The 23,727-nt window shown below is 66.4% G+C and carries 26 protein-coding genes and 1 pseudogene; 13 read left to right on the forward strand and 14 right to left on the reverse strand.

From position 1 onward, the window contains the following. Positions 1-157: 157 nt before the first annotated feature. The 4 genes from OIE68_RS04470 to OIE68_RS04485 form a co-directional block, all read right to left on the reverse strand. Entirely contained in the window at positions 158-1,030 is an 873-nt protein-coding gene (locus OIE68_RS04470) for a universal stress protein (RefSeq protein WP_327098126.1), read from the reverse strand. A 37-nt stretch (positions 1,031-1,067) separates the two neighbouring features. Next, entirely contained in the window at positions 1,068-1,985 is a 918-nt protein-coding gene (locus OIE68_RS04475; protein WP_327098127.1) for a universal stress protein, read from the reverse strand. 191 nt (positions 1,986-2,176) lie between these two features. Then, positions 2,177-3,922 (reverse strand): GAF domain-containing sensor histidine kinase, encoded by a 1,746-nt coding sequence (locus OIE68_RS04480; protein ID WP_327098128.1) that lies wholly within the window; start codon positions 3,920-3,922, stop codon positions 2,177-2,179. 258 nt (positions 3,923-4,180) lie between these two features. Continuing rightward, positions 4,181-4,945 (reverse strand): SDR family NAD(P)-dependent oxidoreductase, encoded by a 765-nt coding sequence (locus OIE68_RS04485; protein WP_327098129.1) that lies wholly within the window; start codon positions 4,943-4,945, stop codon positions 4,181-4,183. 251 nt (positions 4,946-5,196) lie between these two features. On the opposite strand from OIE68_RS04485, the gene OIE68_RS04490 reads away from it, so the two are divergent. Then, on the forward strand, positions 5,197-6,117 hold the full coding sequence (locus tag OIE68_RS04490) for an NAD(P)H nitroreductase (protein WP_327101571.1): 921 nt from the start codon (positions 5,197-5,199) through the stop codon (positions 6,115-6,117). Between the two features lie 11 nt (positions 6,118-6,128). On the opposite strand, the gene OIE68_RS04495 is transcribed toward OIE68_RS04490, so the two are convergent. Both OIE68_RS04495 and OIE68_RS04500 read right to left on the reverse strand, forming a co-directional pair. After that, positions 6,129-7,037, reverse strand: a complete 909-nt coding sequence (locus OIE68_RS04495) for a DUF302 domain-containing protein (protein ID WP_327098130.1) — start codon at positions 7,035-7,037, stop codon at positions 6,129-6,131. Between the two features lie 8 nt (positions 7,038-7,045). After that, the gene (locus tag OIE68_RS04500) at positions 7,046-7,573 is read right to left on the reverse strand and encodes a flavodoxin domain-containing protein (RefSeq protein ID WP_327098131.1); all 528 of its coding nucleotides are present in this window, start codon (positions 7,571-7,573) and stop codon (positions 7,046-7,048) included. A 124-nt stretch (positions 7,574-7,697) separates the two neighbouring features. Here OIE68_RS04500 and OIE68_RS04505 point away from each other — a divergent pair, with 124 nt between their 5' ends. Then, positions 7,698-7,901 carry a hypothetical protein gene (locus OIE68_RS04505; RefSeq protein ID WP_327098132.1) on the forward strand — a complete coding sequence of 68 codons (204 nt, stop codon included), beginning with the start codon at positions 7,698-7,700 and terminating at the stop codon, positions 7,899-7,901. Between the two features lie 25 nt (positions 7,902-7,926). Here OIE68_RS04505 and OIE68_RS04510 read toward each other — a convergent pair whose 3' ends face one another. Both OIE68_RS04510 and OIE68_RS04515 read right to left on the reverse strand, forming a co-directional pair. After that, a complete protein-coding gene (locus tag OIE68_RS04510; RefSeq protein WP_327098133.1) occupies positions 7,927-8,919 on the reverse strand; it encodes an Acg family FMN-binding oxidoreductase in 993 nt (330 codons plus the stop codon). 298 nt (positions 8,920-9,217) lie between these two features. Further along, positions 9,218-10,222 (reverse strand): Acg family FMN-binding oxidoreductase, encoded by a 1,005-nt coding sequence (locus OIE68_RS04515; RefSeq protein WP_327098134.1) that lies wholly within the window; start codon positions 10,220-10,222, stop codon positions 9,218-9,220. 240 nt (positions 10,223-10,462) lie between these two features. Here OIE68_RS04515 and OIE68_RS04520 point away from each other — a divergent pair, with 240 nt between their 5' ends. Both OIE68_RS04520 and OIE68_RS04525 read left to right on the forward strand, forming a co-directional pair. Next, on the forward strand, positions 10,463-11,365 hold the full coding sequence (locus OIE68_RS04520) for a universal stress protein (RefSeq protein WP_327098135.1): 903 nt from the start codon (positions 10,463-10,465) through the stop codon (positions 11,363-11,365). 392 nt (positions 11,366-11,757) lie between these two features. Next, positions 11,758-12,138: a carboxymuconolactone decarboxylase family protein gene (locus OIE68_RS04525; RefSeq protein ID WP_327098136.1), complete on the forward strand. Its 381-nt coding sequence runs from the start codon at positions 11,758-11,760 to the stop codon at positions 12,136-12,138. Between the two features lie 191 nt (positions 12,139-12,329). Here OIE68_RS04525 and OIE68_RS04530 read toward each other — a convergent pair whose 3' ends face one another. The 4 genes from OIE68_RS04530 to OIE68_RS04545 all read right to left on the reverse strand — a co-directional run bounded on the left by OIE68_RS04530 (position 12,330) and on the right by OIE68_RS04545 (position 14,641). Next, positions 12,330-12,560 carry a hypothetical protein gene (locus OIE68_RS04530; protein WP_327098137.1) on the reverse strand — a complete coding sequence of 77 codons (231 nt, stop codon included), beginning with the start codon at positions 12,558-12,560 and terminating at the stop codon, positions 12,330-12,332. 142 nt (positions 12,561-12,702) lie between these two features. Beyond that, positions 12,703-13,242, reverse strand: coding sequence for a hypothetical protein (locus OIE68_RS04535; protein WP_327098139.1), 540 nt, complete (start codon positions 13,240-13,242; stop codon positions 12,703-12,705). A gap of 545 nt (positions 13,243-13,787) precedes the next feature. Beyond that, on the reverse strand, positions 13,788-14,468 hold the full coding sequence (locus OIE68_RS04540) for an SRPBCC family protein (RefSeq protein WP_327098140.1): 681 nt from the start codon (positions 14,466-14,468) through the stop codon (positions 13,788-13,790). Between the two features lie 38 nt (positions 14,469-14,506). Further along, positions 14,507-14,641, reverse strand: coding sequence for a hypothetical protein (locus OIE68_RS04545; RefSeq protein WP_327098141.1), 135 nt, complete (start codon positions 14,639-14,641; stop codon positions 14,507-14,509). A 209-nt stretch (positions 14,642-14,850) separates the two neighbouring features. Here OIE68_RS04545 and OIE68_RS04550 point away from each other — a divergent pair, with 209 nt between their 5' ends. The 3 genes from OIE68_RS04550 to OIE68_RS04560 are packed head-to-tail and all read left to right on the forward strand — an operon-like array spanning position 14,851 to position 15,546. Beyond that, the gene (locus OIE68_RS04550; RefSeq protein ID WP_327098142.1) at positions 14,851-15,093 is read left to right on the forward strand and encodes a hypothetical protein; all 243 of its coding nucleotides are present in this window, start codon (positions 14,851-14,853) and stop codon (positions 15,091-15,093) included. 52 nt (positions 15,094-15,145) lie between these two features. After that, the gene (locus OIE68_RS04555; RefSeq protein WP_327098143.1) at positions 15,146-15,292 is read left to right on the forward strand and encodes a hypothetical protein; all 147 of its coding nucleotides are present in this window, start codon (positions 15,146-15,148) and stop codon (positions 15,290-15,292) included. 59 nt (positions 15,293-15,351) lie between these two features. Next, a complete protein-coding gene (locus OIE68_RS04560) occupies positions 15,352-15,546 on the forward strand; it encodes a hypothetical protein (protein ID WP_327098144.1) in 195 nt (64 codons plus the stop codon). Positions 15,547-15,622: 76 nt separating this feature from the next. Here OIE68_RS04560 and OIE68_RS04565 read toward each other — a convergent pair whose 3' ends face one another. Both OIE68_RS04565 and OIE68_RS04570 read right to left on the reverse strand, forming a co-directional pair. Continuing rightward, on the reverse strand, positions 15,623-16,150 hold the full coding sequence (locus tag OIE68_RS04565) for a hypothetical protein (protein WP_327098145.1): 528 nt from the start codon (positions 16,148-16,150) through the stop codon (positions 15,623-15,625). Between the two features lie 215 nt (positions 16,151-16,365). Then, positions 16,366-16,920, reverse strand: coding sequence for a flavodoxin domain-containing protein (locus OIE68_RS04570; RefSeq protein WP_327098146.1), 555 nt, complete (start codon positions 16,918-16,920; stop codon positions 16,366-16,368). Positions 16,921-17,069: 149 nt separating this feature from the next. Here OIE68_RS04570 and OIE68_RS46955 point away from each other — a divergent pair, with 149 nt between their 5' ends. From OIE68_RS46955 to otsB, 6 genes and pseudogenes are all read left to right on the forward strand, one after another. Then, complete coding sequence (locus OIE68_RS46955) at positions 17,070-17,234, forward strand: hypothetical protein (protein WP_419150676.1); 165 nt, start codon at positions 17,070-17,072, stop codon at positions 17,232-17,234. A gap of 31 nt (positions 17,235-17,265) precedes the next feature. Beyond that, a pseudogene (locus tag OIE68_RS46960) lies at positions 17,266-17,313 on the forward strand (hypothetical protein); the annotation flags it as partial. Between the two features lie 24 nt (positions 17,314-17,337). Continuing rightward, the gene (locus tag OIE68_RS46965; RefSeq protein ID WP_419150677.1) at positions 17,338-17,556 is read left to right on the forward strand and encodes a hypothetical protein; all 219 of its coding nucleotides are present in this window, start codon (positions 17,338-17,340) and stop codon (positions 17,554-17,556) included. 143 nt (positions 17,557-17,699) lie between these two features. Then, positions 17,700-17,975, forward strand: coding sequence for a hypothetical protein (locus tag OIE68_RS04580; protein ID WP_327101572.1), 276 nt, complete (start codon positions 17,700-17,702; stop codon positions 17,973-17,975). A 35-nt stretch (positions 17,976-18,010) separates the two neighbouring features. Then, positions 18,011-19,441, forward strand: a complete 1,431-nt coding sequence (locus OIE68_RS04585; protein ID WP_327098147.1) for a serine hydrolase domain-containing protein — start codon at positions 18,011-18,013, stop codon at positions 19,439-19,441. 295 nt (positions 19,442-19,736) lie between these two features. Further along, positions 19,737-23,702, forward strand: coding sequence for a trehalose-phosphatase (otsB, locus tag OIE68_RS04590; protein ID WP_327098148.1), 3,966 nt, complete (start codon positions 19,737-19,739; stop codon positions 23,700-23,702). Positions 23,703-23,727 lie beyond the last annotated feature (25 nt).

Below are 23,727 nucleotides of genomic sequence, written 5' to 3' on the forward strand. Positions count from 1 at the left end.
GGTCCCGGTACGTCCGAGCATTGTGCGGCAGGTTCGCCGCCGTACGTGGCCCGTCCACTCACGAGGCTGCCATCAGTAACCGGGCCGAGGGAACGCCAAACGGGCCGGATCCTGATGGCAATCACCCGATGCAATCGTGTGCCCGATGGGGCGTGGTTCAGGGGCGGGCGATGATGAGGGGGCAGTCGCTGGCGTGTAGGACGGCTTGGCTGACCGAGCCGAGGGTCATGCCGGCGAAGCCGCCGCGGCCGTGGCTGCCCACGACGATCAGTTGGGCGTTTTCGGATTCGGCGAGTAGGCGTCTGGCCGGGCGGTCCTCGACGACCACCCGTCGGACCTCGAGGTCCGGATACTGCTCAGCGTAACCAGCCAGGCTCTCCGACAGCAGTTCTTCGGCCTCTTTCTGCATGTCGGCGCGGGAGATGTAGCGGTTGAACTCGGACCAGGTGAGAACTGCGCGCACCGCGACATCGCGGTGGGCGGCCTCGTCGAAGGCGATTCCGATGGCGCGGACACTGGCGGGGGAGCCGTCGACGCCGACCAGTACGGGGCCGTTCAGCCGATCCGGTGTGTAGTTCTCGGGTTCGGGGATGACCGCGACCGGGCAGTGTGCGTGCCGTGCGACGGCGGTGCTCACCGAGCCGAGGATGCCGCGGCGGAAGGCACCGAGGCCGCGAGTACCGACGACCAAGAGGCGCGCGTCTTTGGAGCGGTCGAGCAGGACGGGGATCGGTGGTGCCTCGGCCACATAGGTGGTGATGTCGAGGTCGCCGACGGGTGCGGCTGCGGCCGTGGCGAATTCGCGTGCGGCGGCAACGGCCGCGGCCCCAGCCGCTCGATAGACGTCGTAATCGATCTGGTCGAAGGCGATTCCGGGCCCGAAGTCCATCGGGGCACCGATGCTGTACACGATGTGGAGGGGTGCGCGGTGGTGGACGGCGTCGACGGCGGCCCAGCGGGTGGCCTCGGCCGCGGTTTCGGAGCCGTCGATACCGACGAGCACGGGGGGATTGATGGCGTTGGCGGACATGTGAATTCGTTGCCCTTCTGGGTGGCTGGGGTGGTATTTACTGCGGGTGGACGACCATGACCGGGCAATTCGCGGTCTGCACCAGTGTGTTGCTGGTGGAGCCGAGCAGCAGTCCGCGGAATCCGCCGCGGCCTCGGCTGCCGACCACAACAAGTTGAGCGGACCTCGACCACTCGAGCAGTGCCCGGCGCGGCCTCGACAAGTACACCTTGCGGATGACCTGCACGTCCGGGTATTTCTCCTGCCAGCCCGCGAGCTGTTCGGCGAGGATCGCCTGTCCGGCGGTCTCGGCGTCGTGGTCGGTGATCGTGTAGGGGAGTCCGGCGAAGCGGTCGTAGTACAGATCGCTCCAGGCGTGCACGGCGACGAGTTGGGTGTTGCGCTCGCTGGATTCGGCGAACGCGGCCGCCACCGCAGCCGAGCTGACCGGTCCGGCGTCGGCGCCGAGCACAACCGGGCCGATGCGCCGGGTCTGTTGTTCGGTGCCGGTGTCACGGACCGCCACGACCGGGCCGCGGCCATGGCTGGCGACGGCGAGCAGTGTCGACCCGAGATGGCTCAGGGTGCCGCCCTCGCCCTGCGCACCGATCGCGACCAGATGCGCGGTTTCGGACAGCTCGATCAGCAGGTGTGCCGGATTGGCTTCGGAGACTTCGGTTTCCACGGTCAGCGTCGGATCCACTCGGTGAGCCAGGCGACGCGCGGTACGGACCAGGTCCGCACCTTCGCGGCGGATCGCATCGATCACCGGGGGCATGATCACGTCGTAGATCCCATAGACGGCCCCGGCGGCAGCGAGGTCCAGGCCGTGCACGATCCGCAGGCCGCGGCCCCGCTGCGACGCCGTCTCGGCGGCCCATCGGACGGCGAGGTCGGCTGCTTCGGAGCCATCGATGCCGACCACTATTTCGGCCGACGCCAGTCGGTGTGGATCATCGTGGTGCTGGGCGGTCATGGGCAGTGTCCCTTCGGATTTCGAAAAATCAGCTACCCCGAAGATTAGGAATCCGAGGCGGTCCGGCACGCCTGGCGTTGGTCCCGAACCACAGGGCACAAAGGCCGCTCCTGTCGTAGCTGATCCGGCATGCGCGAGCCTGCGCGGTCACATGTGCGTGTCGCCTCAGGGCGTGACCGTGTCGGCAGAACTCAGGGCAAAGGTGCCAACCAGCGCAGCACCGTCCCGCCGTTCGCGCCCTTCGAAACGCTGAAACTGCCGCCAGCCTGCTCGGCGCGCGTCGCCAGATTCGCCAATCCGCTCATGCCCGCGACATCGTCGGGCAGGCCGATACCGTCGTCGGTCACCTCGATAGTGACGTCATCGCCTACGCGCAGATGGACCGTCACCGTTGTCGCGTGCGCGTGCCGCACCGCGTTGCTGACTGCTTCGCGCAGTACTGCCTCGACGTGTTCAGATAGTGGCGGCGCCAGCACCGAGACCGGGCCGGCGAGTCGAATTGTGGTGCGCAGCCCGCTTTCGCCGACCATGTCGGCGATGATCGCGTGCAGTCGTTTGCGCAGCGTTGGGGCGCCCGCGGTGGTGCTGCTGTGCAGGTCGAAGATCGATTCCCGGATGTCTTGGACGATCGACTGGATGTCGGCGATGGTGTCGGTGAGCCGGGATTTGACCTCGGGTACGCGGGCCCGCTGCGCTGTGCCCTGTAGTGAGAGACCGACCGCGAACAGGCGTTGGATGACGTGGTCGTGCAGGTCGCGCGCGATCCGGTCGCGGTCGGAGAGCACATCGAGTTCGCGCACCCGCCGCTGGGTGGTCGCCTGCTGCAAGGCCAGCGCGGCCTGATCGGAGAAGGCGGCCATCATCGATTGCCCGGCCTCGTCCAGTGGTTGCGCCCCCGCCGGTTGTACGGTGACGAGCACGCCGATGACCGAATCCTTGGCGCGTAGCGGCAGGATAAGTGCGGGTCCGAATTTCGACGGCTCATAGAAGACCGGCCGGAAGCGCAGTTCGTCGACCGCGACGACCTGGCCGGATCGGAACGCTTCGCCCGAATTCGATTCGCCCATCGGGATGCGCTCGCCGATGAGCTCCTCGGCGCCGGCACCCGCGGCGGCGACCACCACCAGTTCGGTGACATCCTCGGTGGGGATATCGGAGTCCTCAGGGAGCGCGAGGAAGGTGCAGGCCGAGTGGGTGAGCGTCAAGGCCCGGTCGGCGACCAGTTCCAGTGCGGTGCCCGGTTCGCCGCCCGCGAGCAGTTCGGTGGCCACATCGCGGTTGGCTTCCAGCCATTGCTGGCGGATCCGGGACTGCTCGTAGAGGCGGGCGTTGGCGATGGCGATACCCGCCGCGGCGGCCAGCGCCCGCACCACGACCTCGTCGTCGTCGGTGAACTCCTGGCCACCGGCCTTCTCGGTCAGGTAAAGGTTGCCGAAGATCTCGTCGCGAACCTTCACCGGCACGCCGAGGAAGGTGTGCATCGGCGGGTGGTGGGCGGGAAAGCCGACCGATGATGGATGCTTCGAAAGATTCGGCAGCCGAATGGGTTTCGGTTGTTCGAAGAGCAGACCGAGGACACCGTGACCACGCGGCAGATCGCCGATCAGGACCCGGGTGCGGTCGTCGATGCCCTCGTAGACGAATTCGGCGAGCTGGGTGCTGGTCTTATCGGTTTCGCGCACGCCGAGCGCGCCGTATCCCGCGTCGACCAACTCGATGGCAGTGTGCACGATCGAGCGCAGCGTGTTGTCCAGGTCCAGTCCGGCGGTGACGACCAGCATCGCCTCGATCAGGCGGTCCATCTGATCGCGGACGCCGACGATTTGGGCGATCCGGTCCTGGACTTCGCCGAGTAGTGCCCGCAGTCGAAGTTGAGGCAATGTTTCCGTCACCGGCGTCAGATCGGGTCCGATGGACATACCATCCATGCCCCCCATCCTCGCATGACCTGTACCCCATGTGGCGCCGTGTAAACCTCTAGCCGATGATCATTCTTCCTTGTTGCTGAGGGCGCTGAGTCTGGAGGCCGGCACCGCGGCTCGAGTGCGGCGCTCGACTCCGAGTTTGGTCGGCAGTTCGTATGCTGAAGTCCAGAAAGTCGGTGGCGATCGGTTTCTTCGTCTTGTACGCCCGGTCCCCGCACAGCACCACGACACCGTTGTGGGTTTCCCGCAGCTGCGCGGACGCGACTGCGGTCACTGCCATGTTCCGTGCGCTTCGGCAGGTTCGACGAGTGTCATGCCTGCGGTAGCGCCACCATCGATGACGAATTCCGATCCGGTCGAGAAGGTGGCCTCGTTGACGATGAAGCCGACCATCGCCGCGACCTCCTCTGGTTCGCCGAAACGCGGAAGCGGCTGGGCCGCAGCAATACTGGTATCGAAGCCAGCCGTCATCGGGGTGTGGATCGGTCCAGGGTGCACCGAGCAGACCCGGACACCGGCGTCGCCGAGTTCGAGTGCGGCGGCCTTGGTCAACCCGCGCAGGCCCCATTTGCTGGCCACGTAACCGGCGATCCCGGAATAGCCCATCAGACCCGCGGTCGAGGAAATGTTGACAATGACACCTCCGCCATTGGCGCGCAGCCGCGGGGCCGCCAGATGCATACCGAGCCAGGCGCCGAACAGATTCACATCGACGACGTGCCGGAACATCGCGGGGGATTCGGACTCGATACCGCCGAAGTCGAGGATGCCCGCATTGTTCACCACAACGGCCAGTGGTCCGAAGTCCGCTTCGGCGTCGTCGAGTACCTGTCGCCAACCGTGTTCGTCGGTGACATCGAGGTGCCGGAATATCGCTGTCGGACCGAGGGATTCGGCCGTCGCGGTGCCCTCGGTGTCGAGGAGGTCGGCCACGACGACGCGCAGGCCGGATTTGACGAGCGTTTGCGCGATGGCCGCGCCGATGCCGTGCGCCCCGCCGGTGACGACGGCGCTTCGGCCATGGAATTCGGGCATGGTGCCCACCTCCTGATTGCTGACGCGCAGCGTTTCCTGCTGATGTACTCAGGATTTCGCAACAAGTGCCCCAGCGTGATGGCCGAAGGTCATTGATGTGACGGGACTTCCGGACCGTCTTCGCGCCCCCCGTTGCCGGCGGCCGACCGTAGCTGGCGTCCGGGAAGTCCCGTCAGGAGGGGGCGTCTTGCTCTACCTGCGGTATCGCCGGGGTGAGAGCGTGAATTGGGACGAAAGAAGGGATGACGACGATGGACCACGGACTGCCCGATGATCACACCGTGCGGGCGGCATTAGCGCTCGCGGTGCGGGCGCCGTCGGTACACAACACCCAACCGTGGCGGTGGCGAATTGCGGACCGCAGCGTCCACCTGTGTCTGGATCCGACCCGGGCATTGCCCTCGACCGACCTGGACCAACGCGATCTCGTCTTGAGCTGTGGTGCCGCGCTGCATCATCTGCGAGTCGCGTTCGCCGCGCTCGGCTGGTCAGCGGTAGTGCGACGGCTGCCGAATCCGGCGCAACCGAACCACCTGGCATCGATCGAACCGGTGCGCCATCGGCCGACCCCGAATGAAATCGAGTTGAGCGCCGCCATCGCCCGCAGGCGAACCGATCGCAGGCTCTTCACTGAGTGGCCGGTGCCGCCCGGGTACCTCGGATTGGTCACCGAGCGCGCGGCGACCCTGGGGGCGACCGTGCGGCAGGTGACCGACCGGTCGCGCGACTACGTGGTCGAAGCGATGCGGGCCTCGGCGGAGCAGCACGCCGGAGACCCGGAATACCGATTCGAGCCGGCCGAATGGCGTGACGGACCCGCCACGGCTGCCGTGTCCGCACACGAACCCGACTTTGCCGAACTGCTCGTAGTCGGCACCTCCGCCGACGATCGGCTCTCGCGATTGTGCGCGGGCGAGGCGTTGAGCGCGGTGCTGCTGACCGCGACGAATGTCGGGTTGGCCACCTGTCTGCTGACCGAACCGCTCGAGACACCGACACTGCGGGACCGTGTCCGTGCCGGCGTCCTGGACAATTACGGCTACCCCCAGGCCGTGATCAGAGTCGGCTGGGCACCGACTAGCGATGGACAGTTACCCCGCACACCTCGTCGGGCGGTCGAGGATGTGTTGGCTCCATCGACGGTAGGGGTCGCCGAGGCGACCGCCTGCTGATCGGACTTGGGCTACTTCGGATCGGGCGATCGCTTTTCCGCCGTCTCCAGGCGTTTTTCCGCGGTCGCCAGGGCAGCCGCCAATCGGTCGCGTGCTTCTCCGGCGACCGCACGTAGCTCGGGCCGGTCGGTGTGGTGCAGGACCTCGCCGGACAGCAGCAACACCGGGTCGACCGCCTCGACGAGGGTGGTGTCGCCGTCGGTGCGAATCACGACATTGCACGGCAGCAGTAGTCCGACGCGGGGATCGGCGGTCAGCGCACGCTGCGCGAGGATCGGGTTGCAGGCGCCGAGAATCAGGTAGTCGTCCATCCGCACACCGAGCTTCGTGTGCAGCGTGGCGCGCACGTCGATCTCGGTCATAATGCCGAAGCCCTGTTCGGCCAATGCCTTTCGCAGTGCCGAGACGGTGTCGGCGAACAGCGCTTGCACCCGCACAGCCAGGGTGGCGGCGATCGGCCGGCGGATCTCGGTCACGAGATCCCCGGGCCGCACGGCGGCGTCCAGTGCCACCAGATACACCTCGGTCGGTGGCCCCATCGGTTGATAGTCGGAGGAGCGGATCCAGTTGTCCAACGCGCGGTAGGCGTCACCGATGTGCCGATAGTCGCCGTGGTGCCTGATGCTTGCGCACAGCGTCGGCTCGGGACGGCGCAAGCTGACTTGTGCAGTGGTGCCGTCGAGTGCGCCGTCGGTCACCGGGAGACCGAAGTCCACCTCGGTGGTCATACCTGGTCCGAGCATGCCCAGATACGTCGTCGATGGTGGTCCGATCGGCGCGATTCCGGTGCGTTCGGCCAACTCGTAGAGTGCTCGCATCCCCTCGCGGATGTCGTCGCCGGCATGGTCGCCGTGCACTGAGCGGCGCAGTTCGAGCACGGTGGTGGTGTTCGATTCGACGACCTCGACCCGATATGACATCGCTGGCCTCAGGACCGGTGCGCGATGTGGTCGAGTTCGGCGCGGGCGAGGCGATCTGCCCAAGCCGGCGCGCGCTCCAATTCGCCCGGCGTGACCGGGCCGAGGATGCCGTCGACGAGGAAGTCCACCGGTCGGTCGACGAGCTCATAACCCAGGCGCCGCAACCGTTTTCCGGCACCACGTGCGGCCGATCCCGGTAACCAGGAGGGTTTCGCGGCCTTGGTGGCGAAGGCGGCGGCCCGGGAGCCCGGCGGCACCGGCAGTGCCGCGTCGAGCCATTCGCGCATGCCGATATCGACCGCGACCGGCGCCTCGGTCCGGCTCGCCGCGTCGCGCCGAGTCCGAGTCCGGCTCATCCCGAGGGCGTGTGTCGGGGCACCGACCACCAGCAGATCCACCGTCGGCTCGGGGCGCTGGGCGGCGGCGGCCACATCCAACACCTCCACCTCGCCGTATTCGCCCAATGCCGCTGCGATGGCCTTGGCGATGGCAGCGGTGTTGCCGAACATCGACTCGTAGACGACCCGGATCCGCATCTCGGTCTCCTCTGCGCTGCTACCTGCGGAAACTCCTGCGCACTCGACGCTACGGCCGCCCGACGGCCGCGCACAGTGCCGAACCGACGCAGGCGGAGGGACTTTCGACCATCCCGTACCCGACTTGCCGACCGCGGTCGCGGACTACCGGGCGTACGAAGGTCGGTGGACCCCGAACAGCGAACCTTTCCGCACCGCCCTGGATCTCGACTCCCGCACCTTCGTCGAAAAGCTCACCCGCGCAACCGGAGTCCGCATCAATGAGGCTGACTACCCGCACGTGGCCTCGATCGACTCCTGCGCCGACTTCCTCGCCACGGCCGGATAGCGCAACGAACGACGGGCGCCATCGGTCAAGACGAACGGACCTCGAGAACCTCGTCGAGTGGTCGTCGTGGTGTCGGGGCCGATGCGGTGTCCTCGGGTGCGATGCCGATGCGGACGATGACCTGGGGGAAGTCCCGGTGGGGGATCAGGTCGGTGATCACCGAGCGGCTGGCGGCGAGTTCGGTGATGTGGGTCAGTGCGCAGGTGGCCAGGCCCCGGGCGGTGCATTCGAGCAGCACCTCCGAGAGAGCCTCGCCGGTATGCAGCCACTGTGCCGGGGTATCGCCGAGGGTGCTGAGCACCACCAGCCGGGCCTTGTCCTCTAGGTCGTCTCGGCGGGCCGAATACGGGGAAGAGGGGAAAGTACGTCCGACATCGACCCTGGCGGCTTCGGCATCCGATACCAGCGCGGCCACGGGGATGCCCTCAAGGACCTCGGAATGTCCGGCCCACCAATGTAATTCGTTCTGGTAGTCCATATCGTAACGGCGCAACGCCGTGGCATGCTCGGTGGCCGCGGCCAGTCGGGGCCTGCTGCTGTCGGCGATTTCGTCGACCGCCACGTGATGTGGTCGCGCCAGTTCGCGCACGGCGCCCAGCACGTCGTGCCAGCCGTCCGGCGCCAGCATCGGCAGCCGGTCGGTGCGGCGCCGGTGGATGGCGCGCACCCGTCCGGCCGCCGTGTTCAGCGCACCGGGCCACGGCCGGAACTCCAGCGTGGCCAAAAGGTCCGGCAGATCGGGTTCCGGGAATCGGGTGACCTGGGCAAACCAGCCCATCGACAGGAATGCCAGACGCGCGTGGTCGAGCACCGCGCCACAGCTGATCACCAGCTGCCTGCCGAGCGGATCCGCCGATTGCAGCAGCCGATCGGTATCGCTGCGCAGTTGCAGTCGCGCGCCGTCGAACATCCAGCACCATGGCTGGGTGTTGTGCACCGATGGGGCCCGGGAGGCGAGCTTCAGCGCCATCCGCACGGTCCTCCGATCGGGTGCGCTCGCACGATCACTTGCGTTCATATTCCGAGTCTCACCTTCGGGGCCCGACCACCACGACGGGCATTGCGCACCTATCCGGGGGTCCATGGTCACCGACGCACCGGCACACCACTCGCCTGACCTCCGTCTGGACGGGTGATCACCAGGCCACGTGGCGTCAGGGGGGGCACCGCGATAGCTGGAGCGCGAAGCACGTGGCATGTCGGTGGCGCTGGACTGCGAGGCCATTCCGGTACCGGGGTTCGCGGCGCGGCCGATGTCACCGATCACGGCGACATGAAGTTCCCGCTGCCGCCCCATCGTCGTTGCCGTAGTCGGCTCAGCGGTGGTTCATTGTCAGAATGTCGGTCAGCGGGCGGCGCGGCGTCGGCGGGGTCTGCGGCTCGTCGTCGGGTGCGGTGCCGACGCGGATCACGACCTGTGGGATACCAGGGTGAGGCAGCATCCCCGCGATAGCCTTGCGGCCCGAAGGCATCTCGGTGATGTGGGTCAGCGCGCAGGTCGCCGATCCGGCCGCGGTGCATTCCAGTAGCACGGCGGAGAGTGCCTCACCGGTGTGCAGCCAGGCTGTCACGGATTCGCGGGGCGAGCTGAGTACCAGGAGTCGTGCCTGGTCCTCGAGGCTGTCGCGGCGCGCGGAATGCGGTGCTGAGGGAAAGGTGCGCCCGACACCGACGCGGGCGAATTCGGCGGCGGAGATCAGAGCCTCACACGGGATACCCTCCGGATCGCCGGAATGGCCAGCCCACCAATGCAATTCGGTCTGATACTCGGTGTCGTAGCGGCGTACCGCAGTGACGTTCTCGGAGGCCACCGCGAGGTTCGTATAGGCGCTCTCGTCCAGGACGTCGAGTTCGAGGTCGTGGGGTGTTACCAGCATCCGCGCAGTGTGCATGAGCTGTGCCAAGTTCGAGGGTGCGAACAGCGGCAGCCGGTCGGTGTGTCGGTGCTCGATGGCGCGGGCGCGGGCCAGCACACCCATCGGGGGATCCGGCCACGGCCGGAACTCGATAACCGCCAGATAATCAGAGCGTTGCGTATCGGGCAGCCGTGTGGTGTCGGTGTGCCACCCGTTGGCGGCGAACGCGGTGCGCACGTGGTGCAGCATCGCGCCACAGCTGATCACCACTTGTCTGCCGAGCGGGTCGGTCGAGGTCAGTAATCGGTCGTTGTCGCGGTAGAGGTGCAGCCGGACGCCGTCGAATACCCAGCGCCACGGCTGAGTGTTGTGCACCGACGGTGCCCGGCCGGCCGAACGCATAGCTGCCAGCACCGTCGGATGGTCCGGCCCGGAATGAACTGGGGTAGTGCCGCTGTCGGTCATGGCTTCGAGTGTTGTCCGACCGCGTGCCGGTCGATATGGGCCTTACTCCCGTTCCCGAAGGCCCATGGTCATCGCCGTAGGTATAGGCACCGCCTCGGCTGGGGCCTGGTCCCCTTTGGCGGGTATCGCGACGGTTGGATTCGGACCGATCGGCACGCTGAACAGGTCTTTCGACCCTTTCTGCGATCACCGCGCGCTGCGAGCGTTGCATCGGATGGCACATCCGATCAGGAGAGCACGATGCCCAGCAAAACCCATACGCACGCCGTCGCGGCCGACGCGCCGATCGTGGTCGCGGTCGACGGTTCGACCATTTCCCGGCAGGCGGTGGCATGGGCGGCGGTCGATGCCGCCCTGCACCGGTGCCACCTGGAGATCGTGACGTCGTTCGCGATCCCGTACGGATTCGGCCCGTCGATGACGCTCACCCAGGACGATCTCGACCAACTGCGCGCCGATGCGGAGCGGGTGCTCGACGATGCGACGCGAGTGGCGCGGGCGGCCGCACCCGATGTGGCACTGTCCATCTCCACCGAAGCGATCGACGAGCCGATAACCCCGGCGCTGCTGGCCCGATCCGAACAGGCCAGAATGCTGGTCGTCGGCGGCCGCGGACTCGGCGCCGTACGCCGCGTGCTGCTCGGCTCGGTCAGCGCCGCGGTTGCCCGGCACGCCCACAGTCCGGTCACCGTGGTGCACACCACCTCGGCCACCGACGCGATCTCGGCATGCAAGCCGGTGCTGGTCGGCGTCGACGGCACACCGAACAGCATGCCGGCCATCGAATTGGCCTTCGAGGAGGCGTCCCGGCGCAAGGTCAGTCTCATCGCGCTGCATGCCTGGAGCGACACCAGTGGACTTGCCCTGTCCGAGGTCAGCTGGCCGGGCATAGCGAACGCCGAGGACACACTCTTCGCCGAAAGCCTGGCAGACTGGACCGACGGCTATCCCGATGTCTCGGTACGCCGAGTCCTGATGTGCGACAACCCGGCGCGCGCCCTTCTGGAGGAGGCGAACAACGCCCAACTTGTCGTCGTCGGCAGCCACGGGCGCGGCGGCTTCGGTGGCAGGCTGCATGGTTCGACCAGCACCGCCCTCCTGCACTCGGTGCGATGCCCGATCAGCATCGTGCGAGGCGAATAGCGCCGCCGAGATCGGTGAGCCACGAGAGCCCTGCCGCCACCCATAACAACAGCGCCAGCGGTGACTGAGCTGCCCGATCAGTTCGCTCCGGCACCTCGTCAGCCCGGCCCGGTTGTCGCCTCATCACGCACGGCCCCGATCACGTTGCCTCCACACAACTCGCGGTCGTTGACAAATTGCCCATGTTGCAACGCTGGAAAATGGGGCTGTCCTGGTAAGGGGCGAAAGTCCTTCCTGGTCTCACCGGACCGCGAATTCTCGCCGACCCCATTACATCCGCCCAGGCGTCTAGACCACGACCAAAGCCACGCCCGAACAGGACTAAAGACCGCATCGTGGACCGGTCGACCAGCGGATCGTGGACGTGTCAGAACAAGCCGGAGGGAATGAGTATGGCCAGCTACGGTACGGCGGTCCGAGACGAGTTGCGTGCTCCGACCCGCATGCTTCGGCGCGCGATACCGGATGTGTATGCAGGTTACAAGCAGTTGCACGATGCCGCGCTCGCCGCAGGAGTGTTGGACGCGAAGACCAAAGAGCTGATCGCCTTGGCGATCGCGGTGAGCAAGGAATGCGATGGGTGCATCGCCGCGCACGCCCACGCCGCGGTGCGGCACGGTGCCACGCCGGCGGAGGCCGCCGAGGCGATCGGTGTCACTTTCCTGATGAACGGTGGCCCCGCGACCGTCTACGGCGCCCGGGCGTACGCCGCGATCACCGAGTTCTACGCCGATCGCCGCGACGACGGCATGGCGCGGGCCGATCACACCTGACGCGGATACCGAACGACCGTTGAGGTCAGCCTGCACTTCGCCCGCAAGACAGCCCGCAGGCCGCCGCCACCGCGGTGAGCAGCATCGGGTTGGCCAGCGAGCGTGGGCGAGAGCGGGAGCCGATCGCGTCTTCGAGTGGAGTTGCTCTCAGGGCGTTAGGTCGACTCACTGACCTGTCCGCCGTTGAACGGTCAACTCGAGCCGGTCGGCGGCGCCGAGAGATCCGCGGCGGCCCGACGTAGCAATTCGGCTCTGGCGGCCTGGTGCCGCAGCCCGAGGGCCTCGTCGTCGAAGGTACGACCGAACTGCGAATACCATTCGCCGACAATGGAAAGACTCGACAGTGTCCGCAGGCAGATCACTTCGTCGGCTACCCCGGAGAGTTCGGTCACTATGGCGCGTGCGCCTACCGGGACGGCCAAGAAGATACGCCTGGCACCGTGGACTTTGGCTATCTGGCGGGCGGCTCTAGCGCGGCACCGCTTGTGATTGCGTCGACGACGGTGACCGCGACGCCGGGCCAACGGAATGCGCGGGCACCCTTCCCGAACTCGGTCGACATCGTCACCGCCGGTCGCTGCCGGTCTGCCAACCGATCTGCCGCCATTCCCGTTCCCAGCCAGCACGTCGACGAGCGCCCAATGCCCACGCGATGAACCCGACCAGGGACAGGACGGTGCCCCAGATTTCGACCAGAACGGCCAGGCCGACGCCGATCGCGTTGCCGACGGCGACACTGGATCGCTGTGGCGGACCGGTCGGAGAGCCGTCGGGGGCGAGCCACACTGTGACCTCATCGCCGCGGGTCGCCGTATCCGGGACCTCGATCGTCGCCGTGCCGGATCGGCCGTTCTGATTCCAGCGCACCGGCGCCTCGGCGTGGGTCTCGGTCATCTCCGACCGCGCCGACACCACTGCGGTCCGCTTCAAGTCCCCCGAAATTGTGCCCGTCACAGCGACTTTCGCCGAATTATCAGAGCTGATCCGCGCCGCCGCCGCCGTATAGCCCGCGGTGCCCGCCGCACCCGCGATCGGAATGGCGACCAGCACCGCCGCAGCGGCCAGCATCCGGACCAGCGCCTCGAATCGATCCGACGTCCGCATCAGCGGATTGGTATTCCACGGTCGCGTCCTCCAGATACGGACCGACAGTGACGGGTACTGCGACACCCGGATCACCTCTTCTCGACGGCGCTGCCACCTCTGGTGAATTTCGTGGTCGGCTGCCTGGTTCGAGCATCTCGCTCAGCGCGGTCCCGGAGCAGAGACAAAGGTCATGCATTGTCGAGTCCTGTGACCCCGCATCCGAGGTCACAGGCCCATCGCACGTGCGACAGCGTCGGCTGCCCGGCATAGCCGTGCGAACCGAGTTTCATTAATCGAGAGTCGAACAGCGCTGCTAAACGCCGGGGTTCGGTGGGGTCCGCGCTCGAACGATGGGGCCGCTGTGCGGTTCGGGTGACCATGACGGCGCAATAGGCTTGCTATACAAGGAAATTGGATGTGCGGCCGAGCAACAGGCTAGTGAAGCCGCCGCGGCTGCGACTGTCGGCCATGATCAGTTACGCCGTTATCGGTCATTTCGTCGAGTGTCGTCGGGCGATACGCCAGTCGATGCGGGCCTTACGCCCGTTCCTGAAAGTCCATGGTCACTGGCCGCCGACCGCGGCGGGTGGGTCGGGCAGTATGACGGAAGGTACGGCCTTTGCAGAGGTGCGCTCGGCGCGCTGTTCGATGCCGAGCAGCATCTTGCGCTCCATGATCCAACTGCCCGGCTCCATGATGAACCGGTTGAGTACGCGAGTGGGCAGCGCCGCCTCGGGCAGCGCGATGCGGTTGCGGCTGACCAGTCGAGTGCCTTCGGCGCTCGGATAGAGCCCGAACGCCCACACCCAGTGCCCGTCCGTCGAGGCGAACACCAGTGCCTGTTCGGGTTCGAGCACGGCCACCCGCATCCGTGGGCCGGTCGCACCGAGCACGAAAGTGTCACCGACGGCAAGGTTTTGGAACTGCGGCAGGATGGTATCAGCGCTGTGCATATTCAGTCCGAAAAGGTTCTCGATCCAGTCGTAGGTGTAGGCACCGCCCCGGCCGGGTCCCATCTGGACCAGCCACGGCCAGATCCGCTCTGGAGCCGCGTCGATCGTAATGGACCTGGTGGCAACGACATCCGGGTCGGTGAGTAGGTCATCACCCGGCATCGCACGGGTGATCTCGTTGTCGCTGGAGCCCCAGGTGAGGCAGCGATCACGCAGGATCACTTCATAGCCCACCGCCAACCCGACCAGGTATGTACCGATTCCGATCGCGCAAGCTGTCACTGTCTTCATATCCGTACGGTCCTCCGAAACTGGCGGTGGGCACAGGGTCATTCGGCAGCAGGGGCGACGACCTTGGTCCGCCGCAGCGGAACGGCTCGGCCGCGCACGCCGTCACCACCGACGTTGCGCCGGGTGCCGTCTACCCGGATCATGGGACCACCATTGGCTTTCGGCTCCGTCACCGCCGCCGCCTAGCGAGGCTTGCGCGGGCGACACCCTGATCAGCGCGCTCACCTATCGGCTGGCCGACGAGTATCCGTGGCTGTGCGCTTGCGGAACACCACTCGCGGTACTGCCAGCGGACACCGGTTGCTCGACAAAGGACCGCTCCGTCGGCAATAAGGACTTTCGGCCCTGATGTCGCGGGCGCCCGGACTGGAGGCTATGTCGCGTGACCGATATTCAGACGGTGCATTGCTTTGAACGGATGCAGTGCGAAGCCGAACCGATGGCCTGGACCATCGATCGGCTGTGTTCGGAATTCAGCGACAGGGTCTCCCGAGAACGGGTGATCGGTGTCGTCGACGGGTGTGCACGGGATCTTGCTGGAACCCCATCCGGCGCAATGCCGGAACTGTGTGAACGACTCGCCCGCCAGCGCTTGCTGGACGTACTCGAACCGACCGCCGTCTGACCTCGGCACTGCTGACTTACGGCCCCTACTCATTTCCGCCCGAGTCGGTGCCATGGCTCTCACACACCAGGTAGAGCGAATCGGTCCCCGGAGCGCTGTACTGATGTTCCTGGCCGGAATGTTGGCGATCTGGGCTGCGGCCGGTGCGCTGGCGATGATATTCGGTCTCGTCGACCTCGGTCCGGCGATCGATAGCTGACTGCCGCTACACAGCCCAGTCCTCAGCGGAGTGGCGCTCGGTCTCATTGTCGGGCCCCGATGGCAGCGACCGCGCTGCTTACCGCCCGCGGTGAGCAATACGCGCCGTCGATCGCAATGACCTCCGGGTTGCTGCTGATCGGCTGGATTGTGGTGCAACTGGCTGTTATTCGCCACACCAGTTGGCTGCAACCGGTGTGCGTGCTGCTCGGCTCGGCGGTTTTCGTGCTCGGCTGGGCCGGGCGGCGACGATGATGTCCGTCGCTGACTGTGCCAACGAAGCCGACGTACGCGGACCGACCGGTGGTCGATGGTCCGGCCGGGGTCGGCCTCAGAATCGATGCGCGATCCGATCGGCCTCGGTATGTGCGAGGCGTTCGCCCCAAGCGCGAGCGCATTCCAGCGTACCTGCGGCCAGTGGTCCGGTCACGCCGTCGACGAAGAAGTCCATCGGCTCGTCGACGAGTTCATAACCTAAGCGCCGCAATCGTTTACCGGCACTGCGGGCGGCTGAGCCCGGCAACCATGATGGCTTCACGGCCTTCGTGCCGAAGGCCGCGGCCTGGGTGCCCGCTACTACCGGCAGCGCCCCGTCGAGCCATTCCCGGATGCCGATCTCGACCGGGACCAGCGCGTCGGTCCGTTGCGCGGCATCACGGCGGGTCCGGGGTCGGCTGAGCCCGAGGATACGTGTCGGCCCGCCCACCACCAACAGATCCGCAGCCGGCTGGGGCAGCTCCGCGGCGGCCGCCACGTTGAGCAGCTCCACGGTGGCGTACTCGCTGAGCCCCTGAGCGATGGCAGCGGCGATGGCGGCGGTGTCGCCGAACATCGATTCGTAGATGACCCGCGCCAGCATGTCGGTCTCCTCCTGATGTGAAACTGGGTGGAGGGTGCAATTGACGCTACGGGCGGACGGTGCCGTCGAACAGGGCCGAACCGACGCTTGCCGGGGGACCTTCGGATATCCGAGGGAGTTCCCGATGACTTTCGGCCGTCGCGTCGGGGTCCGCGGCGCACAACGTGGAACGGTTGCTGGCTTGGAACTTCGAGGCAGGTCGGTCAGACCTCTGGTCAGGGCGCGACCGTCGTCGATTGCGGCTGTGGCAGGCCCAGCGATTGCGCGATCATCGACGACCAGGTGCGGATCGCGCTCCAGTCGCGCAGATCGCCGTAGCGTCCGCCGCCCATGAGGCGGTAGAGCGTGCGTGCCTGTAGCGAGACACCGGCGCGTTCGTAATGCCCGGCGAAGGCGCGATAGTCCCACGGGGCGACCGACGCGACGAGGGCCGCGATCTTCTGCGGCACTTTGCCGCCGATCCATCGCCCGATCGGGCCGCGCAGTGCCGGACCGAGACCGACACTGAACATCCAGACATCGGTGTTGCGCAGCGCTTCGCGATGGGTCCGAACGAAGGTTGTCGCGGCTGGCAGGAGGTCTCTATTGTGCACCGCGCTACCGAGTACGATCGCGCGGAAGTGGGACAGGTCGGGCGCGTGTTCGATGTCGCTCAACTCCACATCGGCGCCACGAGCGCGGAAATCATCGGCGATGAACTCCGCAATATCACGAGTGGATCCCTCTGCGGTCGCGTAGATGACCGCGATCCGGGGTGTATTCGATTCCATGCCCTCAGCGTGGTGCAAAGCGGGGCTTATCGGTCAGAGTCGTGGTACCCGGGCTACCGGGACCAATGACCCATCGGAGGCAGTTGCGGTGCGGATCAGGCGACGGCAGTGCCGGGTTTCATAGAATTGTGGTTCGAAAGGCAGGTCGCATGTCTACCGACGGCAACTGGCTCGCTCGAATCACTGCGACCACCGCGCCCGGCTCGGTGGTGCTGATCCGCCTGTATGTCGGCGCGGTCTTTCTCTTCGAAGGCATTCTGAAGTTCCTGCGGCCCGAGACGCTCGGCACCGGCCGGCCGGTTCGACAAGGCTGATCTCCCGGCGGCGGGATTCGTTGCAGCACTCGACGGAGTATTCGAAATCGGCTGCGGTGCACTGATTCTGGTCGGTCTGCTTATGCGGCTCGCGGCGATCCCGATGATCGTGGACATGATCGGCGCGCTGCTGATCACCAAATTGCCCATCCTCTGGGGTACGGCCGCATTGTTCACCGGCAAGTCCGGGTGGTGGGATTTCGTGCACGAATCCCGCGTCGACCTGGCCCAACTATGCGGAAGCGTGTTCTTGCTCATCGTCGGTGCGGGCGCCTACTCGGCCGACGCCGCGCTGGGCCGGGGCACCGGAAGTCGTCGGTAGGTGTTATTCGGCGCGTGTGTCATTGGTACCCGCAGGACAGGGCGATCGGCCCTGCCGATGCCGTGTGTGCGGGCGCACAGTGGTGCTACCTGCCGAACCGATCCGCAGTCTGCCCGGTTCGTGATGTCGAGGAGATGCCCGAGATGATGTATTGGTACGACCACGACCTCAATGGGTGGGGCTACGCCTGGATGAGCGTCGGGATGGTGTTGTTCTGGGGTCTGCTGATCGCCGCGTTCGTACTGGTGGTTCGCATGGTCACCCGTTCCGATCATCCCGCCTCGACCGGTCCGTCGCTGCGGACCGCCGAGCATCTGCTCGCGGAACGCTTCGCGAGCGGCGAGATCGATGAGAAGGAATATGTGAGTCGGCTCGAGACGCTGCACGCGCATGCCGCGCCGCCGGGGTCACGGCGGTGATGAACGGTCCTACCCAGGAGTCGATCGGAGTCGCTATGCCGGTGATCGAACGAAGCAGTGTGGGGGATCGGGTCGAAGCTTTGCCGGCTCGTCGGGCGATGGTGGGATCGGCGTTAGCGGTCGTGCGGGCGGGGAGGTTGGAGTTCTTCTCCGGCAACGGTTTCGCCGATCTCGCCGCGCATCGGCCGATGACCGTGGATACGGTGGTGCGGGTCGCGTCGATCACCAAGACGTTCACCGCAATCGGGATTATGCAGCTGGTGCAGCGCGGCCTGATCGACCTCGATGTCCCGGCCGAGAGGTACTTGCGCGCCTTTGCGCTCGTTCCCGCCGACCCCGGTTTTCGGCCCGCCACCGTGCGCCACTTGTTGACTCACACTGCGGGGATCGGCGAGACAGTACATCCCACACGGGTTTTGCGGCCGGACTTCGGCGAGAGCGTGGAGCTCGGCACGCCGATACCAGCACTCGCGGACTACTACCGAGGTGGCTTGTGCCTGCGGGCCGAACCCGGCACTCGGTGGACCTACTCCAACCATGGGTTCGCCGCGCTCGGGCAGATCATCGCGGATGTCAGTGGAATCTCGTTGGCACAGTATTTGCGCGAGAATATCTTCCGACCACTCGGCATGACCGATACCGACCTGGAGCTCACGCCGAGCATGCGTGCTCGCCTCGCGACGGGCTACCACCTGCGGGGCAACGGACCCCGCGCCATCGCCCTTCGCGAGATGGTGACCGCCGGAGCCGCGTCGGCCTACTCGACGCCCCGCGACATGGCCCGCTATCTGGCAGCGCTCTCCGGCGGCGGGGCCAACGAATTCGGTGCGGTTGTCGAATCCAGCACGCTGGCAACGATGTTCGAGCCGCAGTATCAGCCGGATCGGCGGATACCGGGGATGGGTCTGGCTTTCTTCCGTGGTGTCGCGGGTAGTCATCGAATCGTCGAACATCAGGGCATACTGCCCGGGTTCGACTCCCAGATCTGGGTCGCGCCCGACGACGGACTCGGGATCTTCGCAAGCACCAACGGCGCGCACCGTGCCATGCTGTGGCTACCCGCGGAGGTTTCCGCGCTGATGAACGATCTGCTGGGTGTGCGCGCCGACGCGATTCGAACCGATGTCGGTCACCATCCGGAGATCTGGAACGAGATCTGCGGCTACTACCGCCTGCCCGGCGCCCTCACCGATCTTCGTGCCCGATCCATGATCGGCGCTGGGGTACAGGTCCGGATCCATTCCGGGAGGCCCGTACTACGGCTCTTAACCCCCGTCCCGAGCTTGCTGCGCGGATTGCCGCTGCACCCTGACGACCCCAGTGATCCGTGGGTATTCCGGGTCGACCTCACCCGGTTCGGCATCGGTACCGGCCGGATCGTGTTCACGCGGGTCCCGGCGAGCAATGCGATGCACATGCATTTCGATCTGGTCCCGATGACGCTGCTGCGCCGCGGCGACCGATAAACGAGGAATCAGCCGCGTGTGGCGCCGATGGCGGTCCGCACGGTCGGCCGCGGCGCGGAGACAGGAATTGGGCCGCTGGTCGGGGCGGGAGGGTTGGCGAAAGCTTGCGAGCGCTGTGCTCCAGCCAGCGGCCAGCCATCGCCGTACACCGATGGTGCGGTGTGATGCCGCGGCCGAGCAGAAGCTGTCGGTTCCCGACATCCACCCGATCGCCGGGATGTGGCGGGGCATTCGGCCGCTCTCCGCATGACCTCCGGCTCTTGATCGGGCCGACAAATCGCCCCAGGCTAGAGCTGTGAACACAGGCGAGCAGGCCGCACAGTTGATCGACGCGCGCCGATACGACGCGGTGATCTTCGATATGGACGGTGTGGTCACCGACAGTGCCTCGATGCACGCCGCCGCGTGGACCGACCTGTTCGACCCCTTCCTGGCGTCTCGCCCCGCCGAGCCCGGGCAGGACCGCTCGCCATTCACCGCGGCGGACTACCAGCGCTTCGTCGACGGCAAGCCGAGATATAGCGGCGTGGCGGATTTCCTTGCCGCACGCGGTATTTCGCTGCCCTGGGGTGTTCCGTCCGATCCGGAGGACGCCGCCACCGTCTGCGGCCTCGGCAACCGGAAGGATCATCTGTTCCAGGATCGGCTGGCCCGCGACGGCGTTCCGGTCTTCGAGTCCACCGTCGCCTTGGTGCGTGAACTGCGTGACGCGGGGATCGGTGCCGCGGTCTTCTCGGCCAGCCGCAACTGTGCCCAGGTGCTCGAGGCGGCCGGGATCGGGGACCTGTTCGCGGTACATGTCGACGGGGTCGTGGCCGAAAATCTAGGGCTGCAGGGAAAACCCGATCCGGCCATGTTGGTCGAGGCGGCTCGGCGGCTCGGCGCGGATCCGGGCCGGACGGTCGTGGCCGAGGACGCCGAAGCGGGGGTGACGGCCGGACGGCGCGGCGGTTTCGCGCTGGTGATAGGTATCGATCGAACCGGGCACGCCGATCAATTGCGCGCGCATGGGGCCGATGTCGTGGTTGCCGATCTGGCCGAGGTGCGGGTGCGCGCCGGGTTCCGACGCATGTCGGAGCTTCCGGGTGCGCTGGAGTCCTGGCCCCGGATATCGACTCTGCTCGACACCGCGAACGTGGCCGTGCTGATGGACTTCGACGGAACACTCGCCCAGATCGTGCCCGATCCGGACGCCGCCGCCCTGGTCGAAGGCGCGGCGGCCGCAATCACCGAACTTGCCGGTATCTGCCCGGTCGCGATCATCAGCGGTCGCGATCTCACGGACCTGCGTAAGCGGGTTGGTCTGGAGGGAATTTGGTATGCGGGCAGCCACGGTTTCGAATTGATCGATCCGGCCGGCGGATACCACGTACACGACGCGGCACCGACCGCCGAGCACGCCATTGCCGCTGCCGCGGATGAGCTGACCCGTCGTGTGGCCGAAACTCCCGGAATTCTGGTGGAGCACAAGCGATTCGCCGTCGCGGTGCACTACCGCAACGCCGCACCGGAGGTGGTGGCCAGTGTGATCGGCGCCGTGCACGCGGTCGCGCAACAGTCCGGGCTTCGTATCTCCAGCGGTCGCAAGGTTACCGAGTTGCGCCCCGATACGGATTGGGACAAGGGCCGGGCGCTCGACTGGATCCTGGATCAGCTCGCCCGCCCGGAGCTGCCGATCTACCTCGGTGACGATCTCACCGACGAAGACGCCTTCGACGCGGTCGCCGCACACGGAATCGGAATCGTGGTGCGCCACAGCGAGGATGGCGATCGGCGCACCGCCGCACGGTTCGCGGTGGACGGGCCGGACCGGGTCAGGAAAGTCCTCGACCGGCTCGCCGGGACATTGCATCGCGAATCCGACGCGGACACCGCCGATGCCTGGACGCTGGCCTTCGACGGCTACGACCCCCAGACGGAGACACTCCGAGAAGCACTGTGCACGCTCGGCAACGGCTACTTCGCCACGCGCGGCGCGGCGCCGGAGGCACGGGCGGGGGAGCACCACTATCCCGGGACTTATGCGGCCGGCATCTACAACCGGCTCACCGACGAAATCGCCGGGCGGCAAGTCTCCAATGAGAGTCTGGTGAACCTGCCGAACTGGCTACCGGTGTCGTTCCGGATCGAGGACGGCCCGTGGTTCGATATCGACACCGCAGAATTGCTGTTCTACCGGCAGGAACTGGACCTGCGCCGGGCCGTGCTCACCCGCCGCTTCCGGTTCCGCGATGCCGCGGGCCGGATCACCGCGGTCGAGCACCGACGGGTGGTCGCTATGCACCGACCGCATGTCTGCGCTCTGGAGACGACGGTTGTCGCCGAGAACTGGTCGGGACGCCTGGTGATCCGTTCGGCCCTGGACGGAGCTATCCGAAATGAACTGGTGCAACGCTATCGGGGACTGTCCGGTGACCATCTCACCGACATACAGGGTACAAAGCTGTCCGCTGATTCGGTGCTGCTCGCAGTGCAGACCAATCGGTCCGAAATTCCGGTGGCACTAGCGGCGCGCAGCAGGATTATGCAGAACGGGGAAGTGATCGTCCGGGCGGGGGATTTCGTCGAACAAGATGGAGCGATCGGACACGATTTCACCGTCGAGGTGACCGCCGGGGCGGCGGTCACCCTGGAGAAGACGGTCACCATCTGCACCGGGCGTGATCACGCGACCTCGACGCCGGAGGAGGAGGTCGTGCGCTGGCTGAGCGCCGAGGGCGGATTCGGGCAACTGCTCGACGGCCATGTCGCGGCGTGGGAACGCCTGTGGGATCGGCTGTCCATCGAGCTCGAGGACCGCAAGAACGCGGCTCGTGTGCTGCGCGTCCATCTGTTACATCTGCTGCAAACGCTCTCACCCAATACCGCCGATCTCGATGTCGGTGTCCCGGCGCGTGGACTACACGGTGAGGCATATCGCGGACACGTGTTCTGGGATGAACTGTTCGTCTTCCCGGTGCTGAACCTGCGCTTTCCCGCCTTGACCCGATCGTTGCTCCGGTATCGCTACCGGCGACTGCCCGAGGCGCGGCGCGCGGCGCACGAAAACGGTTACTCCGGAGCGATGTTCCCATGGCAGTCCGGCAGCGACGGGCGCGAGGAAAGCCAGCAAATGCATCTCAATCCACGATCCAGGCGCTGGAATCCCGACCCGAGCCAGCGAGCGAATCACATCGGTATCGCGATCGCCTATACCGTGTGGCAGTACTACCAGGTGACCGGCGACCGCGAGTTCCTACGCGAATGCGGCACCGAGATGCTGGTGGAGATCGCCCGGTTCTGGGCCAGCATCGCCACCTACGACGCAACCCGGGACCGCTACCGAATTCGGGGGGTGATCGGACCGGACGAATTCCATTCCGGTTATCCGGCACGCCCTTTCGAGGGCATCGACGACAACGCCTATACCAACATCATGGCGGTGTGGGCAATCCGGCGCGCTCTCGACGCCCTCGACCTGCTCGCGCCGCGCGAACGCACCGAACTGCTGGAAACCCTCGGGGTGGCGCCATCGGAGCCGGAGCATTGGGCCGAGGTCAGCCGCCGCATGAACGTGCCGCTCCATGATGGCATCATCAGCCAGTTCGAGGGCTACGACCAACTGGCCGAATTGGATTGGGCACGCTACCGGCAGCGGTACGGCGATATCCAGCGACTGGACCGTATACTCGAGGCGGAGGGCGACGACATCAATCGCTACCGGGCCGCCAAACAGGCCGACGTGTTGATGCTGTTCTATCTGCTGTCCTCCGACGAATTGCTGGAACTGCTGGGAGAACTCGGCTACGACCTGCCCGCATCGATGATCCCTCGCACCATCGACTACTACCTCGCACGGACCTCGCACGGATCGACGCTGAGCAGCGTCGTCCATTCTTGGGTGCTGGCCCGCGCCAACCGGGAACGAGCGATGGAATTCTTCGACAGCGTCCTCGAGGCCGATATCGGTGACATCCAGGGCGGCACCACCGCCGAGGGTATCCACCTCGGCGCTATGGCAGGCAGCATCGATTTGTTGCAACGCTGCTTCACTGGGCTCGAAACCCGCGGCGAGCGTTTGATATTCGCGCCGCACTGGCCGTCATCCCTTGGTGCGCTGACATTCCCGATCACCTACCGCGGGCACCAACTCAGAATCCGAGTCAGCGGCAGCGACGTCGAGGTCAGATCGGAGCCGGGAAACTTGCCACCGATCGAGATCGAATGCCGCGGACAGATCGAACAGTTGGCTCCCGGCTGGACCTTCCGGGCTCGCGCCTAGCGCCCCCCTGACTCGAATAGCACAC

Origin of the sequence: Nocardia vinacea (assembly GCF_035920345.1) — a bacterium.
Taxonomy (GTDB): Bacteria; Actinomycetota; Actinomycetes; order Mycobacteriales; family Mycobacteriaceae; genus Nocardia; species Nocardia vinacea_A.